General features: G+C 69.7%; 17 protein-coding genes and 1 pseudogene. 6 read left to right on the forward strand and 12 right to left on the reverse strand.

Features of this window, described 5'->3' with window-relative positions; translation table 11 throughout:
• Positions 1-38: 38 nt before the first annotated feature.
• Together M3Q35_RS46750 and M3Q35_RS46755 are read right to left on the reverse strand one after the other, a co-directional pair.
• A pseudogene (locus M3Q35_RS46750) lies at positions 39-530 on the reverse strand (PaaI family thioesterase); the annotation flags it as partial.
• 13 nt (positions 531-543) lie between these two features.
• Positions 544-1,215, reverse strand: a complete 672-nt coding sequence (locus M3Q35_RS46755; RefSeq protein WP_273939076.1) for a TetR/AcrR family transcriptional regulator — start codon at positions 1,213-1,215, stop codon at positions 544-546.
• Between the two features lie 51 nt (positions 1,216-1,266).
• On the opposite strand from M3Q35_RS46755, the gene M3Q35_RS48710 reads away from it, so the two are divergent.
• From M3Q35_RS48710 to M3Q35_RS46770, 4 genes are all read left to right on the forward strand, one after another.
• Entirely contained in the window at positions 1,267-1,842 is a 576-nt protein-coding gene (locus tag M3Q35_RS48710) for a quinone oxidoreductase family protein (RefSeq protein ID WP_337960541.1), read from the forward strand.
• On the forward strand, positions 1,797-2,222 hold the full coding sequence (locus tag M3Q35_RS48715) for a zinc-binding dehydrogenase (protein WP_337960542.1): 426 nt from the start codon (positions 1,797-1,799) through the stop codon (positions 2,220-2,222). Before M3Q35_RS48710 ends, M3Q35_RS48715 begins: the two co-directional genes overlap by 46 nt.
• A gap of 42 nt (positions 2,223-2,264) precedes the next feature.
• Positions 2,265-3,899: an ABC-F family ATP-binding cassette domain-containing protein gene (locus M3Q35_RS46765; RefSeq protein ID WP_273939077.1), complete on the forward strand. Its 1,635-nt coding sequence runs from the start codon at positions 2,265-2,267 to the stop codon at positions 3,897-3,899.
• A gap of 97 nt (positions 3,900-3,996) precedes the next feature.
• On the forward strand, positions 3,997-4,863 hold the full coding sequence (locus M3Q35_RS46770) for a glutamate ABC transporter substrate-binding protein (RefSeq protein ID WP_379793743.1): 867 nt from the start codon (positions 3,997-3,999) through the stop codon (positions 4,861-4,863).
• Between the two features lie 66 nt (positions 4,864-4,929).
• Here M3Q35_RS46770 and M3Q35_RS46775 read toward each other — a convergent pair whose 3' ends face one another.
• Genes M3Q35_RS46775 through rocD form a run of 3 tightly spaced genes read right to left on the reverse strand, consistent with a single transcriptional unit; the run spans position 4,930 to position 8,527 of the window.
• On the reverse strand, positions 4,930-6,390 hold the full coding sequence (locus M3Q35_RS46775; RefSeq protein WP_273939078.1) for a glycoside hydrolase family 30 protein: 1,461 nt from the start codon (positions 6,388-6,390) through the stop codon (positions 4,930-4,932).
• Between the two features lie 45 nt (positions 6,391-6,435).
• Positions 6,436-7,260 (reverse strand): GNAT family N-acetyltransferase, encoded by an 825-nt coding sequence (locus tag M3Q35_RS46780; protein ID WP_273939079.1) that lies wholly within the window; start codon positions 7,258-7,260, stop codon positions 6,436-6,438.
• Positions 7,261-7,303: 43 nt separating this feature from the next.
• Positions 7,304-8,527, reverse strand: a complete 1,224-nt coding sequence (gene rocD / locus M3Q35_RS46785; protein WP_273939080.1) for an ornithine--oxo-acid transaminase — start codon at positions 8,525-8,527, stop codon at positions 7,304-7,306.
• 278 nt (positions 8,528-8,805) lie between these two features.
• Here rocD and M3Q35_RS46790 point away from each other — a divergent pair, with 278 nt between their 5' ends.
• Together M3Q35_RS46790 and M3Q35_RS46795 are read left to right on the forward strand one after the other, a co-directional pair.
• Positions 8,806-9,906, forward strand: a complete 1,101-nt coding sequence (locus tag M3Q35_RS46790) for a lactonase family protein (RefSeq protein WP_273939081.1) — start codon at positions 8,806-8,808, stop codon at positions 9,904-9,906.
• Between the two features lie 139 nt (positions 9,907-10,045).
• On the forward strand, positions 10,046-10,297 hold the full coding sequence (locus M3Q35_RS46795) for a Smr/MutS family protein (protein ID WP_273939082.1): 252 nt from the start codon (positions 10,046-10,048) through the stop codon (positions 10,295-10,297).
• A gap of 7 nt (positions 10,298-10,304) precedes the next feature.
• Here the strand turns inward: M3Q35_RS46795 and M3Q35_RS46800 are convergent, their stop codons facing one another.
• The 7 genes from M3Q35_RS46800 to M3Q35_RS46830 form a co-directional block, all read right to left on the reverse strand.
• A complete protein-coding gene (locus M3Q35_RS46800; RefSeq protein ID WP_273939083.1) occupies positions 10,305-10,967 on the reverse strand; it encodes a DUF4097 family beta strand repeat-containing protein in 663 nt (220 codons plus the stop codon).
• Positions 10,968-11,129: 162 nt separating this feature from the next.
• Positions 11,130-11,705 (reverse strand): dihydrofolate reductase family protein, encoded by a 576-nt coding sequence (locus tag M3Q35_RS46805; RefSeq protein WP_273939084.1) that lies wholly within the window; start codon positions 11,703-11,705, stop codon positions 11,130-11,132.
• A 76-nt stretch (positions 11,706-11,781) separates the two neighbouring features.
• Complete coding sequence (locus tag M3Q35_RS46810; RefSeq protein ID WP_273939085.1) at positions 11,782-12,405, reverse strand: maleylpyruvate isomerase N-terminal domain-containing protein; 624 nt, start codon at positions 12,403-12,405, stop codon at positions 11,782-11,784.
• Complete coding sequence (locus tag M3Q35_RS46815; protein WP_273939086.1) at positions 12,402-13,184, reverse strand: methylenetetrahydrofolate reductase; 783 nt, start codon at positions 13,182-13,184, stop codon at positions 12,402-12,404. The genes M3Q35_RS46810 and M3Q35_RS46815 overlap by 4 nt, the downstream gene beginning before the upstream one ends.
• A gap of 3 nt (positions 13,185-13,187) precedes the next feature.
• Positions 13,188-14,891 (reverse strand): SDR family oxidoreductase, encoded by a 1,704-nt coding sequence (locus tag M3Q35_RS46820; protein WP_273939087.1) that lies wholly within the window; start codon positions 14,889-14,891, stop codon positions 13,188-13,190.
• Entirely contained in the window at positions 14,888-15,814 is a 927-nt protein-coding gene (locus M3Q35_RS46825) for a PDR/VanB family oxidoreductase (RefSeq protein WP_273939088.1), read from the reverse strand. The genes M3Q35_RS46820 and M3Q35_RS46825 overlap by 4 nt, the downstream gene beginning before the upstream one ends.
• On the reverse strand, positions 15,814-16,680 hold the full coding sequence (locus M3Q35_RS46830; RefSeq protein WP_273939089.1) for a metal-dependent hydrolase: 867 nt from the start codon (positions 16,678-16,680) through the stop codon (positions 15,814-15,816). The genes M3Q35_RS46825 and M3Q35_RS46830 overlap by 1 nt, the downstream gene beginning before the upstream one ends.
• Positions 16,681-16,738: the final 58 nt, after the last annotated feature.

The raw sequence follows: 16,738 nt of genomic DNA on the forward strand, positions 1-16,738 counted from the left end.
TCGGGGTTGACCTCGAAGTCGCGGCCCTCGATGCCGCGGCCGTGCTTGCTGAAGTGCTCCAGCCCGACCTCGATGAACAGGCCCTGCGCGGTCAGCGCCACCGGCCCGTCCTCGGCGTTGAGCCGGCCGACGGCGCTGGTGTAGATCTTGCGGCCGAGGCGGCCGTCCACCTGGGCCTGGATGTGCAGCACGGAGCCGACCGGCACGGGCCGGCGGAAGTCGGTCTCGAGCCGGCCGGTGACGGCCGGGATGTGGGTGAGCATGCCCAGCATGCCGAGCACCTCGTCGAACGCGCAGGCCAGCAGGCCACCGTGGGCCAGGCCGGGCGCGCCCTGGTGGTGCTCGGTGACGTGGAACCGGCCGTGCACGGTCAGCCCCTCGCCGGCCCGGGCCCGCATGTGCAGCCCGCTCTCGATGTCGCCGCAGGCGAAGCACTGCGAGTAGTGCACGGGCAGCTCGACGCCGGGCGCGGGCGCGTCGGGGTGCCGCGGCGGCAGCGTCGCGCCCTCCGGCAGCTCAACCTTGTTCACGACACAACTTCCTTCATGGGCTCAGTATCAGCCGCTGCTCCATGCCGGCGATCATCAGGTCCAGTCCGAACTCGAACTGGGTGTCGCCGCCGACGGTCTGGCGCAGTGCGGCCGTGTGCTGGACGAGCGTGGGATACCGCTCGGCCGGCAGGCCGGTCATTATCTGCCGCACCTTCTCGCGCCGCTCGGGATCGGAGTTCTCCTCCAGCAGGCGCACTTCCAGCGTGGTGACGCCGACGACGAAGCCGAGCAGCGTGGTGTACGCGCGGGCGGCGTTCTCGGCGCTGAAACCGGCCTCGGCCAGCGCCCGCAGCAGCGACTCGGCCGACTCGGCGGACTCGTGCCCGGCCAGCGGGCGCTGCTGAAGCAGGGACGTCAGGCACGGGTGCTCGAGGATCTGGCCGCGCAACCGCCGGCAGATCGTGCGGACCTGGTGCTGCCAGCCGCCGTACGCGGTGGTCAGCGCGGCCGCCCCCAACGCGTGGTCGCGCACCGCGTCGAGCAGCTCGTCCTTGCCCCGAAAGTAGGTGTACAGCGTCATCGGCGCGACCCCGAGCTCCTTGGCCAGCGCGCGCAGGCTGAACGCCTCGACGCCGACCTGGTCGAGCAGGGCCAGCGCGGCGGCGACGACGAGCTCCGCGCTCAGTGTGTTGCGGGGCACCCGCGTCCGGGCTTTCGTCTCCATGCCGTACACTGTACCGTACGCTGTACGGAACGGCGACGAAGGAGTCAGACGGTGCGTGCGGTGCAGGTGAGCGAGTTCGGTGGGCCCGAGGTCCTCAAGGTGGTGGAGCTGCCGAAGCCGGTGCCGGCCGAGGGGCAGCTGCTGGTCAAGGTGGATCGGGCCGGCATCAACTACGCCGACACCCACCAGGCCGAGAACTCCTACCTGTCGCAGCAGAAGCTGCCGTTCATCCCGGGTGGCGAGATCGTCGGCCACACCGAGGACGGCCGCCGCGTGGTGGCGCTGAGCGCCGGCGGCGGCTACGCCGAGTACGCCCTCACCCATGAGAGCCTGGCCTTCGAGGTACCGGACGGCGTCTCCGACGCGGCGGCGCTGGCGCTGATCGTGCAGGGCACGACCGCCTGGCACCTGCTGCGCACCTCGTCGCACATGCAGGTCGGCGAGTCCGTCGTGGTGATCTCCGCCGCTGGCGGCGTCGGCACGCTGGCCGTGCAGCTGGCCAAGCTGTGGGGCGCCGGCCGCGTCATCGGAACTGCCTCTTCGGACGGCAAAAGGGCTTGGCCGTCGACCTCGGCGCCGACGTGGCGATCGACGCCGACCCGGCCGACACGCTGGCCGAGCGCCTGATCGAGGCCAACGGCGGCAAGCGCGTGGACATCGTGCTGGAGATGACCGGCGCCGGTGTCTTCGACGCCTCGCTGAGCGCGCTGGACTCCTTCGGCCGCCTCGTCGCCTACGGCGCGGCCTCCCGCACCACCGGCTCCCCGGTGGCCCCGAACAAGCTGATGGCGCACTCCAAGTCGGTCATCGGCTTCTGGCTCCAGGACTGCTTCCGCCGGCCGGGCATGATGAGCGACGCCATGAACGAGCTGTTCGGCCTGGTCGCCACCAACAAGCTCAAGCCGCTGCTCGGCGGCGACTACGCGCTGACCGACGTGGCCCAGGCGCACATCGACATCCGTTCCCGCAAGACCGTCGGCAAGCTGGTGCTCGACCCCGGCAAGTAACTGATTACGCGTTATCGGGCCCGCTAGGTCACGATGTCCCCCATGGGGTTCCTCGAGGCCGGCGGGCTCGCGTATCAGCTCTCCGACGGCCGGCAGCTGTTCAGTGACGTCACCTTCCGGGTGTCGCAGGGCCAGGTGGCCGCGATCGTCGGGGAGAACGGCGCCGGCAAGACCACGCTGCTGCGCATCCTGTCCGGCGAGCTGACGCCGGCCGACGGCGGTGTGGTCGTGCAGGGCGGACTGGGCGTGATGCCGCAGTTCATCGGGTCGGTGCGGGACGAGTCGACCGTCCGCGACCTGCTGCTCGCCGTGGCCACGCCGGCGCTGCGGGCCGCGGCCAACGAGCTCGACGAGGTCGAGCTGCTGCTGATGGAGGTCGACGACGAGCCGACCCAGATGCGCTACGCCGACGCGCTGGCCACGTGGGGTGAGCTCGGCGGTTACGACCTCGAGGTGCTGTGGGACGTGGTCACCGTGGCCGCGCTGGGCATCCCCTACGACCGGGCCCGGTTCCGCGGCGTGCGCACGATGTCCGGCGGCGAGCAGAAACGGCTCGTGCTGGAGGCGTTGCTGCGCGGCAGCGACCAGGTGCTGATGCTCGACGAGCCGGACAACTACCTCGACGTGCCGGGCAAGCGCTGGCTGGAGGAACGGCTGCGCGAGACCAACAAGGCCGTGCTGCTGGTCAGCCACGACCGCGAGCTGCTGGCCAACGCGGCCACGCACATCGTCGCGCTGGAGGCCCACACGACCTGGGTGCACGGCGGCGGTTTCGGCACCTGGCACGAGGCCCGGACCGCGCGCTGGACGCGTGTCGCCGAGCTGCACAAGCGTTGGGACGAGGAGCATCAGCGGCTCATCGATCTCGTACGCGAACTGCGGCAGCAGGCCGCGATCAGCCCGGACATGGCGTCGCGCTACCGGGCCATGCAGACCCGGCTGCGCAAGTACGAGGAGAGCCCGCGCCCGCCCGAGCGGCCGGTGACGCACGAGGTCAAGCCGCGGCTGCGCGGTTCGCGCACCGGCGTCCGCGCGATCACGTGCGAGCGGCTGGAGCTGACCGGCCTGATGAAGCCGTTCGATCTCGAGGTGTTCTTCGGCGACCGGGTGGCGGTGTTGGGCTCCAACGGTTCCGGCAAGAGCCACTTCCTGCGGCTGTTGGACCAAGGTGCTAAAGGAAGTCAGGAGGTCGCGCACACCGGCTCGTGCCGGCTGGGCGCTCGCGTCGTGCCGGGATTGTTCGCGCAGACCCATGAACATCCCGAGTGGATCGGCCGCACGCTGGTGGATGTGTTGTGGCACGGGGAAAACGGCCGCAAGGGGCTGGAGCGCGGCGCGGCCATGTCGGTGCTGAGCCGGTACGGCCTCGCGGCCAGCGGTGACCAGCGGTTCGAGACGCTGTCGGGCGGGCAGCAGGCGCGCTTCCAGATCCTGCTGCTGGAACTGTCCGGCGCCACCCTGCTGTTGCTGGACGAGCCGACCGACAACCTCGACCTCACCTCGGCCGAGGCGTTGCAGGACGCGCTGGAGGAGTTCACCGGAACCGTGGTCGCGGTGACCCACGATCGCTGGTTCTCCAAGTCGTTTGACCGGTTCCTGCTGTTCGGTTCCACCGGAATAGTTCACGAAGTACCGGAACCCGTGTGGGATGAGGGCCGAGTGGCTCGGGCCAGGTGACTTTCGTTCACAAGAATCGGTCAGGAAAGAATTGTTCACACTCATGGTCTGGACGTCCCGTGGTGCGACCCCCTAGGTTCGCCTGATCCCTGACGACGTGACGACTGTTTGGTGGACGATCGTGACCAAGGCGTGGACCGCCACCCGTCGAGTGTCCGTCCTGTTGGCGGCCGCGCTGGTCGCGACCGCCTGCGGCAGCGGCGGCGGCAGCAGCGACACCGTGATCGGCAAGGCCTCGACGGGGCATCTGACCATCGCCATCGCCGAGGACCAGCCGGGCAGCAGCCTCAAGGGGCTCAACGGGGACTACACCGGGTTCGACATCGACGTGGCCCAGTTCGTGGCCAAGGAACTGGGCGTCGACCCGTCCGGCATCACCTGGCGGTCGACGGTCAGCGCCGACCGGGAGACCGTGCTGGAGAACGGATCGGCCGACATGGTGGTGGAGACGTACTCCATCACCGACAAGCGCAAGAAGGTGATCTCCTTCGCCGGCCCGTACTTCGTGGCCGGGCAGGACCTGCTGGTGCGGCTCAACGACGGCGACTCGATCACCGGGCCGGAGTCGCTCAACGGCAAGCGGCTGTGCTCGGTCGCCGGCACCACCTCGGCCCAGGAGGTCAAGGACAAGTTCGCGCAGCAGACGAAGCTGGTGGAGTACGCGCACTTCTCCGAATGCATCACCGCGCTGCTGGCCCGCATCGTCGATGCCGTCACCACCGACGACCTCATCCTGGCCGGCTACGCCTCGCAGAACCCGGAGCTGCTTCGCGTGGTGGGCAAGACCTTCACGCAGGAGCGCTACGGCGTCGGCGTGCGCAAGGGCGACACCGCCTCGGTGTCCAAGATCGACGACGCCATCACCAAGATGATCAGCACCGGCGCCTGGAACTCCTCGCTCCAGCACAACTTCGGCGGCACCGGCTACAAGATCCCCTCCCCACCCGAGATCACCGAACGCTGACCATTCGACGCTTGGAAGGGGCCTTCCTCCACTCCGAGTGGAGGAAGGCCCCCTTCCAAGCGTGAATCAGTGGATCTGGGGCCAGTGGTAGGTGACGGCGGCGCCGGCGGGGAGGGTGGCGGTGAAGGAGTGGGTGCCGTAGACGACGGTGAAGGTCTGCGTGGTGGTGCCGGTGTTGAGGGCCACCAGTGACGTGGACCGGTCCGGGTTGGTGAAGGCGACGGTGGTCAGCGGCGCGCCCGCCCGCGAGGTGGTGTCGACGGTGCTGGCGATGTGCGTGGCGCCGGTCGGCACGAACTTGGAGAAGTGCTCGATGTCGCGGTACTGGTCGTTGTAGGTCACGGCCTTGGTCGCCGAGTTGACCGTGATGGTGCCGTTGCAGCTGCCGCAACCGCCCAGGTGCGGCCCGTGGTTCTCGTCCAGCGCGATGTTCCAGTCGATGGAGCTGCGGCCCCAGTTCTGCATCACGCCGATGAGCGTGGAGGAGTCGCCGCCCTCGCACTCGGTCATGAAGATGTCCTTGCCGGGAAACGCTGCCTTGAGCCCGGTCTGCGCGGTCGGGTCGCCGTAGTAGCAGTGGTAGGCGGTGCCGGCGATCCAGCGGTAGGCGTCGGTGGCCAGCAGGTCGTACGGGTAGTTGGGCTCCGGGTCCTCGTTGGCGCGCTGGTGCGAGGAGATGTCGCCGGGGTGCTCGGACCAGTTGTGGTCGAAGGCCAGGATCTTGGTGTGCAGACCGGCGTTGCGGATGGCCGGGCCGAGCGCCTCGATGACCTTGGCCTCCTGCTCCCAGTTCAGGTCGGTGCCGGGATAGTTCTTGCGCTCCAACGCCTGCGGCTCGTTCTGCACGGTGATGTAGTCCACCGGCACGCCGGCCCGCTGGTAGGCCTGGACGAACTTGACGAGGTACAGGGCATAGGCCCGGTAGATCTTCGGGTCGTCGATCAGCTTGCCGTCGATCATCGAGCCGCCGGTCTTCATCCAGCCCGGCATGCTCCACGGGCTGGCCACGACCTGGATGTGCGGGTTGAGCTTGAGCGCCTGGCGCAGCAGCGGCAGGATCTGCTCCTGGTCGTGGGCGATGGAGAACTGCCGCATCTGATAGTCGGTCTGGCCGGCCGGCAGGTCGTCGTAGCTGTAGTCCTGGCCGACGGCGAAGTCCGAGGCCCCGATCGGCTGCCGCAGGAAGTTGATGCCCGCGCCCGTTTTCGGGTCGAACAGGTTGCGCATGACCGTATCCCGGTTCTCCGGCGTGAGGCCGTAGAGCACGTGCGCCGAGGAGTCGGTGATGGCCGCGCCGAAGCCGGACACCTGCTGGTATCTCACGTTCGGGTCCACGTGCACGGTCACGGGCGTCTTGGTCACGGTGTCGTTGAGCGGAAGCTGAACATCCGTCGGGGTTTCGACGCCGGGCGTGGTCAGCCACTCGTGCACGGTCGTGGGGTTGGCGGCTGTGGCGGCCACGCTTGTCGCTGGCAGGACCGTCGCGGCGGCCGCGACGGCGAGGGTCAACAGCACTCGGGTGCGCATGGCGCGAGACAACACCGTTACTTTGTTTTAGACAAGAATTAACTCTTATCCCAACGCCTGCATCACAGGTGTGAACAGCCGCGACCGGTCGCCGGGCAGATCCTGGCCGTGCACCATGCACGTGGTCTCGAACCACGGCGTGATGCCGTGCGCGGTGGCCCACTCGGCCAACTCGGGGTGCTCGGTGTCCAGTCGCACGTCACCGTCCACAGTGGACGCCACGGCGGCGATCAGGTCGGCCGCGTCGGACAGGTCGGCGGCCAGCACGGGGCCGATCACCACCAGGTCGCCGTCCCGCCACGAGCCGGCGTAGCCGGTGATCACGCCGGCGCTCTCCAGCACCCGCATGTGCCCGGCGAAGCGGAGGTATCCGGTCAGCAGCTCACCCCGGTCCACGCCGGTCACCTCGGCGTCGAGCGCCCGTACGGCGTCGAGGTCGGCGTAGGTGAACGGCCGGGTTCGACCGGTGCCGGGACGGGAGCAGGCGAAGCGGCCGCGGTGGGTGTGCACGGGACCGGTCACGCGGAAGCCGAGTTTCTCGTACAGCGGCACGCCCTCGGCGGTGGCGTGCAGCGCGACGGTGTCGGCCCGGGCGGTGTCCATCGCGTGCCGCATCAGCAGTCGGCCCAGCCCCCGGCGGTTCCACCGGCTGGCCACCAGCATCATGCCGATCCAGGCCAGCCGCGGACCGAACCGGCTCAGGATCACCGAGCCGGCAAGGTCCTGTTGTTCGCGCAGGCCGAAGCCTTCGCCGACGGTGAGCAGGAACGACCACTTCCGTCGGGCGCGCGGCCACCGCCGGTCGGCGGCGAGATCCAGACACGCGGCCAGGTCGTCGATGCCCAGCCGCGCGATTGACGCCGTGTCCATGCGGTCAACGTCTCATGACGTGGGTCACATGCGGTACGGCATTTTACCTACCTATAACGTTGGCGATCGCGTCCACGCCGCGGTCGATCTCCTCGCGGGTGATGACCAGCGGCGGGGCGATGCGCAGCGTGGTGTCGTGCGTTTCCTTGCACAGCACGCCCCGCTGGGCCAGCGCCTCCGACGCCACCCGGCCGGCCGGGCCGCCGGGCGCGATCTCCACGCCGGCCCACAGGCCACGCCCGCGGACCTCGGCCACACCGCGGCCGATCAGCTCGCCCAGCCGCCCGTGCAGATAGCCGCCGAGCTCGCGGGAGCGCTGCTGGAACTCGCCGGTGGCCAGCAGCTTGACCACGGCGCGGCCGACCGCGCAGGCCAGCGGGTTGCCGCCGAAGGTCGAGCCGTGCTCGCCGGGACGCAGCACGCCCAGCACGTCGCCGCGGCCAACCACCGCCGACACCGGCATGATGCCGCCGCCCAGGGCCTTGCCCAGCGTGTACAGGTCGGCGCGCACGCCCTCGTGGTCCAGCGCCAGCAGCTCGCCGGTGCGGGCCAGGCCGGACTGGATCTCGTCGGCGATCATCAGCACGTTGTTGTCGTCGCACAGCTTGCGGATGCCGGCCAGGTAGCCGGCGGGCGGCACGACCACGCCGGCCTCGCCCTGGATCGGCTCGATCAGCACGGCCGCGGTGTGCTCGGTGATCGCGTCGCGCATCGCGTCCAGGTCGCCGTACTTGACCACGGTGAAGCCCGGGGTGAACGGGCCGAAGTCGGCCCGGGCCACGTCGTCGGTGGAGAACGACACGATGGTGGTGGTGCGGCCGTGGAAGTTGGAGCCGGCCACCACGATCTGCGCGGTGCCGGCCGGCAGGCCCTTGACCTGGTACGCCCACTTGCGGGCCACCTTGATCGCCGACTCGACCGCCTCGGCGCCGGAGTTCATCGGCAGCACCAGGTCGGTGCCGGTGAGCTCGGCCAGCTCGCGGCAGAACAGGCCGAACTGGTCGTGGTGGAAGGCCCGGCTGGTCAGCGTGACCCGGGACAGCTGCTCGACGGCCGCGGCGACCAGCGCCGGGTGCCGGTGCCCGAAGTTCAGGGCCGAGTAGCCGGACAGGAAGTCCAGGTACCTCTTGCCGTCGACATCGGTCACCCAGGCGCCGTCGCCCTCGGCGATGACGACCGGCAGCGGGTGGTAGTTGTGCGTGCTCCACCGCTCGTCGAGGTCGACGTAACCGGCGGCCGTGGTGGGGGTGTCGATGGTGGCGGTCATGTAGTAAGGCTAGATGGCCCCTGGCGGTGATTTCATCCGGTCTACGTTGCGTTTGACACCTGTTTGTTGCGCTGTTCGAGAATCTGACGGCGATTCGTTGCATGCAGGCTGTGTTGCGCAATATGCAACATCGGTTGCACGCCTTGCCGACCGGCGATGGTCTAGGCCACAGTGGCGGCACGCCGCCGTTGCTTCGCCGAAAGGGGCGTGTGGTGCCTGATCTGGATCGTCGGCGGTTCCTGGGAGTGCTCGGGGCCGGGGTCGGAGGAGCGGTTCTGATGAGCAGTGGCGTGGCCGAGGCCGGCCCGGTGTTCGGCCAGGTCGACAGCACGGCCGCCGCGACCCGGCCGTTGTTCATCGGCACGTACACCGACGGCACGGGGGCCGGCAAGGGCATCGGCGTCGGCACGTGGGACGCCGCCAGCGGCCAGCTCACCGCCAAGTCCGTGGTCACCGTGGCCAATCCGTCGTTCCTCGCGCTCGCCCCGTCGCAGCGCTTCCTCTACGCCGTCGACGAGCAGGCCGGCGGCAAGGTCACCGCGCTGTCGGTGTCCAACGGCGGCCTGAAGGTCCTCAACAGCCAGTCCAGCAAGGGCGATGGCCCGACGCACCTGTGCGTCACGCCGGACGGCAAGCACGTGCTGGCGGCCAACTACGACTCCGGCAGCGTCGTCGTGCTGCCGGTGAAGTCCGACGGCAGCCTCGGCGCGGCCACGGATCTGGCCCAGCACACCGGTTCCGGGCCCGACCCGGACCGGCAGGAGGGGCCCCACGCGCACCAGGTGCTTCCGGACTGCACCGGCGCGTACGTGCACTCGGTCGACCTCGGCACCGACACCGTGTACGCCTACACGGTGTCCGGCGCCGGCAAGCTCAAGCTGGTGCACCAGGCCAAGGTGCCGGCCGGGCAGGGCCCGCGGCACCTGGTGTTCCACCCCAACGGCCGGTACGTCTACATCGCCAATGAGCTCGGCAACTCGGTGATCGTGGCGGCCTACGACCCGGCCACCGGCGTGCTCACCCCGGGCAAGCCGCAGACCACGCTGACCGCCCCGCCCAAGGCCGGCGTGCGCAACTACCCCGGCGAGATCATCATTTCGGCCGACGGCCGGTTCGTGTACCTGTCCAACCGCGGCGCCGACAACGCGGCCGTCTTCGCCGTCGGCGACAGCGGAGCATCGCTCAAGTTGCTGGCCAACACGCCCGTCGGCAAGAACCCCCGGCACATCGGCCTCGACCCGACCGGCTCGTTCCTGTTCTCGTCCAACCAGGACTCGGCCACCGTCACCAGCTACCGCGTGGACAAAAGCACCGGCCTGCTCACCGCGACCGGCGCGCCGCTGAAGTCGCCGATGCCGGTGATGACCCTGCCGCTCTGACACCCCCTCTTACCGCCACATGCGCTTCTCATGTGTCACCAGATGACACATGAGAAGCGCATGTGGCTTTTCGGTTCCGCCGGCGCGCACCTGCGGCTGTGCCTGCCCGTCCAGGGGCCTGCCCCTCTAGGGTTGGCCCATGCCGGAGATGTTGACCGTCGACCTGCATCCCGTGTTCCGCAGCGACCGGGACATCGACGCCGCCGTGCGTACCGCGGTCTTCCGCGCGGCCCGGGAGCGGATCAAGGTTGTGGAGATCATCCACGGCAAGGGCGCCGGCAAGCTCCGCAAGCGCGTGCTGGCCATGCTGAACCAGCCGCAGATCCGCAAGCTCTACCGGCGCCTCGAGTTCGACCCGGCCAACGACGGCCGGGTCCTCGTCCACTTCTGACCCGGTCTCAGAGGCTGTGGGCGACGATGTCGCCCTGGTTGGTGGTGGCGTGGATGTCGAGCTCGACGGTGCCGTTGTTGGTCAGCGCGTTGCTGATCCGGCCGAGGGTGGTGCCGGCGTCCAGCCGCGCCGACACGCCGGCTGCGGCGCCGATCGAGATGCCGCCCGCCTGGGTACGCAGCACCACCGTGCCGCCAACCGCCTCGGCGACCCGGATGTCACCGCGTGCGGTGCTGATCTCGGCCGGACCGGCCAGCCGACCGACCGCCACGTCGCCGTCCACCGCGGTCAGCCGCAGGCCGGCGGCCTCGTCGATGTGGATCTGGCTGTAGGCGCCGTCGAAGTCGACCTCGCCGAGGCGGCCCGTGGTGTGCAGCTCGGCGCTGCCGGCCGTGGCCCGCACCCTGGAGTCGGCCGGCAGATGCACCGTGACCTCCAGGGAACCGGTCGGGCCGAAGTACTGACCCTTGGCATCGGCGTGGATGCGCAGGACCCCGTCGGCGTACTCCACCGTGGTCTGCTGCGCGGCTTTGACGTCACGGGGCCGGGTGGCGTCGGCCGGCTGCACGTCGACCGTCGTGTCGGCCCGGTCGGCGGCGACGAACCGCACGCGGCCGGCCGGGATCTCCAGGACGGTGGTGATCGGGGCGGGGGTGGCGAAGGTGGGCATCTCGGGCTCCTGACCAGTGGTGTTCCCTGCTGACGGAAACCACCTTCGCCGGCCCCGCTGACAGCGAACCGCCGCCGGCCTGACACCACCCCTGACACCCCGCCGTGCTGCCACATGCGCTTCCTATGTGTCACCAGATGACACATAGGAAGCGCATGTGGCTCAGCGGACCACGTCGTAGATGAGCTTCTGGATGCCGTTGCCGTAGGACTGGCTGTCGACCAGCTTGAGGCCCTGCTTGTCCTTGTCGGTCGCGCTGAACAGGCGCTTGCCCGCGCCGAGCAGAACCGGGAAGACCAGCAGGTGGTAGCGGTCGATCAGGCCGGCGTCGGACAGGTTGCGGTTGAGCGTCGCGCTGCCGTGCACGATCACCGGGCCGCCGTCGGTCTCCTTGAGCGCGGCCACGTCGTCCAGCGACCGCAGGATGGTCGTGTCGCCCCAGTTGTCGACCAGGTCCTGGTCCTTCAGCGTCGTGGACACGACGTACTTCGGCATCGCGTTGTAGCCCGGGAACTCGTCGGTCATGCCCGGCCACACCGGCGCGAACGCCTGGTAGCTGACCCGCCCGAGCAACATCGCCGCGGCTTCCTCCTGCTCACGGCCCTTGAGCTCGTAGGCCGCGGGGTCGAACTCGATGCCCTGGAACGTCCAGCCCGCGTTGCGGTAGCCGTCCTCGCCGCCCGGGGCCTCGACGACGCCGTCCAGCGAGACGAACGCGGTGGTGATCAGGGTGCGCATGGGGTGCTCCTCGGTTGGGCCGTACCTGCATTCAACCCTGCGTCGAACGGCACCCGCCGATATCGACACGCGGGTTTCAGAAGGCGGTGGCGACCCGGTCGGCGCGTTCCCGCCGGGACAGGGCCCGCAGCACGGGCAGCTGGCCCCGCTTGGCGACGGCGATGCGGGCCAGGGTGGTGACGGCGGCATCGACGACGTCCGGGTCGAACTCCGGCGTGGGCACGCCGAGGCTCACGGCGAGGTCGTCGGTGTGCACGACGAGCTCGATGATCCGGGTGGTCAGGCACTGGTCGAGCGGCAGCACCCAGCGGTTGAACATCAGCACGAGCCGGTCCCCGGCCAGGCCTTCGAGCCGAGCGGCGACGGTCCGCACGGTGTCGTCGTACCGGTCGGCGAGCTCGGCGGCGGACCGGCCGGCCTGCTCCTCGCCGAGCACCCGGATGCGGGTGTTGTTCTCGGAGTGGACATCGACCTCGCCGCCGTGCTGCGCGTAGTAGTGGACGGCGTCCATCACCGGGGCGTCGGCGGGCACGGGGACGTCGAGGAAGCGGGTGACGTTGGCCTGCCCGGCGAGGTGCCCGGCCAGCCCGGAGACGCGGAACTCGGCCAGCGCCGACGGCTTGGTCCACGACTCGGCGAGTTCGGGGGAGCGGAGCAGCACGCCGGCCGTGCGGGCGGCGGAGAGGAAGGCCGAGATCACTTGAGCAGCTCCTCCAGCCGCGCGGCGACCTGGCGGTAGCGGGCCACCGGCACGAGGTGCACGCCGTCGAACGCGCCGGTCTCGCGGATCTTGAGCACCTGCTCGCACGTCGACTCGACGCCGGCCATCCGGTCGCCCTCGAGCCGGTCGACCAGGTCGGCCGGGATGTCGATGTCGGGGATGGCGGAGGCCAGCCGGCGGGCGTGGTCGGCGCTGGCGATGACCATCACGCCGGCGTAGACCGGCATGTCGACGGGGTTGGCCTCGCGCCACCGCAGCAGGGCGTCCAGCGAGAAGCTGACCTGCACGAACATGAAGTCGGCGGCCCGCTTCCACGACGGCAGCGGCCGCAGCCCGGCGGCCGTGCCGACCCGGAACGGGGCGACCCCGGCGAACGCCTTGTCCTCGGACAGCGACCGCACCTCGTCGATCATCGACCGCACCGTGAGCTGCCCGGTCCGGCTGCCGGTGGCCGGCTTGTCGCCGTAGACGAACAGGAACTCCTCGACCCCGTACGCGGCCGCGGTCAGCAGGTCACGGCGGAAGCCGAGCATGTTGCGGTCCCGCGAGTTCAGGCAGGCGATGCTGCGCCCGCCCATGGCCTGCACCTCGTGCGCGACGGCCACACTGGACACGGTGGCCCGGCCGATGTGGTTGTCCGGGATGAGGAAGCGGTTGGCCACCTTGGACAGGGTGCCGATCTGGTGTCGTACGTGCATCAGATCGGGCTTGGTCGGCGGCTCGATCTCGCAGACGACCTGGAACGGGCGCGAAGTCATGGGTCAGAACCTAGCGGCAAGCCTCCGCAACACGGTCGGGGACAGGCGGCTCAGCGCCCGCGCGGCCTTCGCCTCGACGGTCACCGGCACGACGGCTCGCCGCTGCCGCACGGCCCGTACGATCTCGGCGGCGACCCGCTCCGGCGGGAAGTTGCGCCGCCGGTACGCCTTCGTGCTGGCTTCCTGCCGCTGTGCCTGCTCGGCGGCGGTGAGTCCGGAGAACGTGGTGGTGCCGGCGATGTTCGTGTTCACGATGCCCGGGCAGATCGTCGACACGCCGATGCCGGCCGGGGCCAGCTCGGCCCGCAGGCAGTCGGACAGCATGAACACGGCGGCCTTGGACGTCGAGTAGATGCCGAGGATCTTGGACGGCAGGTAGGCGGCGGCCGAGGCGACGTTGACGATGTGGCCGCCCTCGCCGTTGGCGACCATCAGCTCGCCGAACGCCTTGCAGCCGTGGATGACGCCCCACAGGTTGACGTCGAGCACGCGCTGCCACTCCTCGGTGGTGGCGTCCAGCAGCGCGCCGGCATGTCCGATGCCGGCGTTGTTGACCACCACGTCCGGGACGCCGTGCGCGGCGGCGACATCGGCGGCGAACTTGGCGACGGCACCCTCGTCGGCCACATTCACCTGGTACGCATGGGCTTTCCCGCCGGCCAGCGCGACGGTCTCGGCCGCGGTGTCGTGGTTGAGGTCGCAGACCACGACTTCCGCGCCCTGCTTGGCGAAGGCCAGCGCGGTGGCCCGGCCGATGCCGCTGCCGCCGCCGGTGATCACCACCAGCTGGTCGGCGAACGGCGGCCGGTGCCGGCCGACCTCGGCCCGGCGCAGGCTTCGTGCCGCTTCCGCGCCGTCGACGTGCCGGATGAACTCCGTGGCCATACGGGCGACGACCTCCGGATGCGTGATCGGCACCCAGTGGCTGGCGGGAACCGTGCGGCGCCACAGTTTCGGGGCCCACTGCTGGAGGTTCTCGGTCAGCGCCGCCGTCACGTACCGGTCGCGCGTGGGGTGGATGACCTGCACCGGCACGGTCGTGCGGCGTTCCCGTGGCTGGCGCATCACCGGCCGGAAGTTGGCTTTGTACAAGGACATTCCGTTGATGCCGTCCTTGGTGACGGTCGGCGCGGGATGCCCCGGCCGGCGCGGCACGCCGTCGACCACGTTCAGCAGACGGCCCCAGTTGCGGCCCAGCCACAGCCGCCAGGCCAGCGTCGGCAGCACCGGCAGGTGGAAGAAGCCGATGTACCAGGAGTGCAGCAGCTGCCTTGCCTTTTTCAGGCTGGGGCGGCGCAGCCCGTGGGCCACGTGGTCAAGGCAGGGCCCGGAGATCGAGGTGTACGAGGCGATCCGGTCGGCGTTGGCCGGCTCGGTGACCGCCTCCCAGGCCTGGATCGAGCCCCAGTCGTGCGCGACGACGTGCACCGGCCGGTCCGGGCTGACCGCGTCGGCCACCGCCATCAGATCGTTGCCGAGGTGGTGGAGGCGATAACCCTCTATTGTGGACGGTTTGGTGGTCTTGCCCGAGCCGCGGGTGTCGTAGCTGACCACGTGGAAGTCCTCGACCAGGCGGGCGGTGACGTCCTGCCACATCAGGTGCGAGTCGGGGTAGCCGTGCACCAGCAGTACCGTCGGCTTCGCCGGGTCGCCGTGCTCGTAGACGGCCAGCCGCACGCCGTCGGAGGCCACTGTCCTGCTCTTCATCGCTCCTCCAGCACCAAGCGCTCGCCGTCGGTGCGCTCCACGCACACCAGGATGTCGTTGCCGTCGACCGTGCGTTGCCGGCAGGTGCCGCAGAAGCCTTGCTGGCACGAGTAGGGCACGCCGGGTCGGAAGTCCCTCAGCACGGCCAGCGCCGACCGGTCCGCCGGCACGTCGAGCACCGGGCCGTTCCGTCCTATTTGGACTTCGAACGGCTTGCCGTCGACGATCGGCGGCGGGCCGAACCGCTCATAGTGCAGGCGCGTTGCCGGGCAGTCACGGAAGCCTCTCTTGACGGCGTCCAGCATGCCCGCCGGTCCGCAGACGTAGACCGCGCCGCCTTCCGGGGCGTGCTCGAGGAGCTCGTCCCGGCCGGGGTTGATGGTGAGATTGCCTTGTGGCAGCTCGTCTTCGAACGGCAGCGACCGTCCCTTGTAGACCAGTCGCCAGTCGAGGCCGAGCCGGTTGGCCATCCTCACCATCGGCAGGATCGGCGTGATGCCGATGCCGCCGGCCACGAACAACATCTTTCCCTGGGCCACGAAGGGAAAGGCGTTGCGCGGGCCGTGCACGGTGACCGTGGTGCCAGGGCGTAGCTCGTGCACCTCGGCCGAGCCGGGGCCGATCAGCTTGGCCGCGATCCGGTACGTGAGGTCGCCCGGGTCGCCGCACAGCGAGTACTGCCGGCGCAGTCCCGACGGCAGGTGCAGATCCAGGTGCGCGCCGGGATGCCAGGCCGGCAGGTCGTCACCGGCCAGCCTGATGCTCACGACATCGTCTGCGACCTGTTTCCGTTCGGTGACAACGAGATTCAGTGGTCGTTCGAGGCTTTGCACCTGTTTGCCGCTGCGGCCCCAGTACGGCAGCGACCTTGTATAGAGGTCCGTGAACCTGGTCAGGCCGCGGATGAAGGGGTCGTGCGGCATCAGTGCGCTGCCTGGGCGGCCGGTGACTGGGCCAGGTAGGCCACCGCCTGGGCCGTCGAGCCCTCCTGCGTCGGGTAGTAGCTCGGCTTGAAGTAGCGGGACATCGACTTCGCTGTGCGCCACGGTCCCGGCATCAGTCCTTTTCGGACCGCCCGCCGATAGTCCCGCAGCCGGGGCTTCGTGCCGCGGGGCAGCTCCGGATCGTTGGCCAGCAGGAACTTCGCGCCCTTCACCCACATGATCCACAGCGTCGGGCCGGCGATCACCATCGCCCGGGCTCGGCGCAGGTAGCGCCCGTCGAAGTGTCGCATCACGTCAAAGGCGACGCAGCGGTGTTCCACCTCTTCCGCCCCGTGCCAGCGCAGCAGATCCAGCATCGTCGGGTTCGCCTCGGCCCGGTCAAGCCCCGGCGAGTTGAGGATCCAGTCGCCAAGGAACGCCGTCACGTGCTCGATCGCCGCCACCATGGCCAGCCGCTCGATCAGGTACTCCTGGCGGCCCCGCACCGTCAGCGTCGGCCTCTCCCCGAGGATCCGCTTGAAGATCCAGGACACCTCGTCCACGAACGGCTGCGGGTCCAGGCCGTTGGCCGGCAGGTGGTCCAGCACCCCTTGGTGGGCCTCCGCGTGCACCGCCTCCTGGCCGATGAAGCCCCTGACATCCTCGGCCAGCCGGTCGTCCGTGATCATCGGCAGGGCCTGCTGGAACACCTCGCAGAACCACCGCTCGCCTTCCGGGAGCAGCAGGTGCAGCACGTTCAGCACGTGCGTCGCGAACGGTTCCCTCGGCACCCAGTGCATCGGCAGCGCCGACCAGTCGAACCGCACGTCACGGGGTTGCAGCAGCAGCTTGTCGGGCTCCGTCATCGCCGACCTCCCGAGTACCTGTTACTTGAGGTAACAGTAAACCGGTCGGCCCATGGTG

The organism is Kutzneria chonburiensis (assembly GCF_028622115.1).
GTDB classification, from domain to species: domain Bacteria; phylum Actinomycetota; class Actinomycetes; order Mycobacteriales; family Pseudonocardiaceae; genus Kutzneria; species Kutzneria chonburiensis.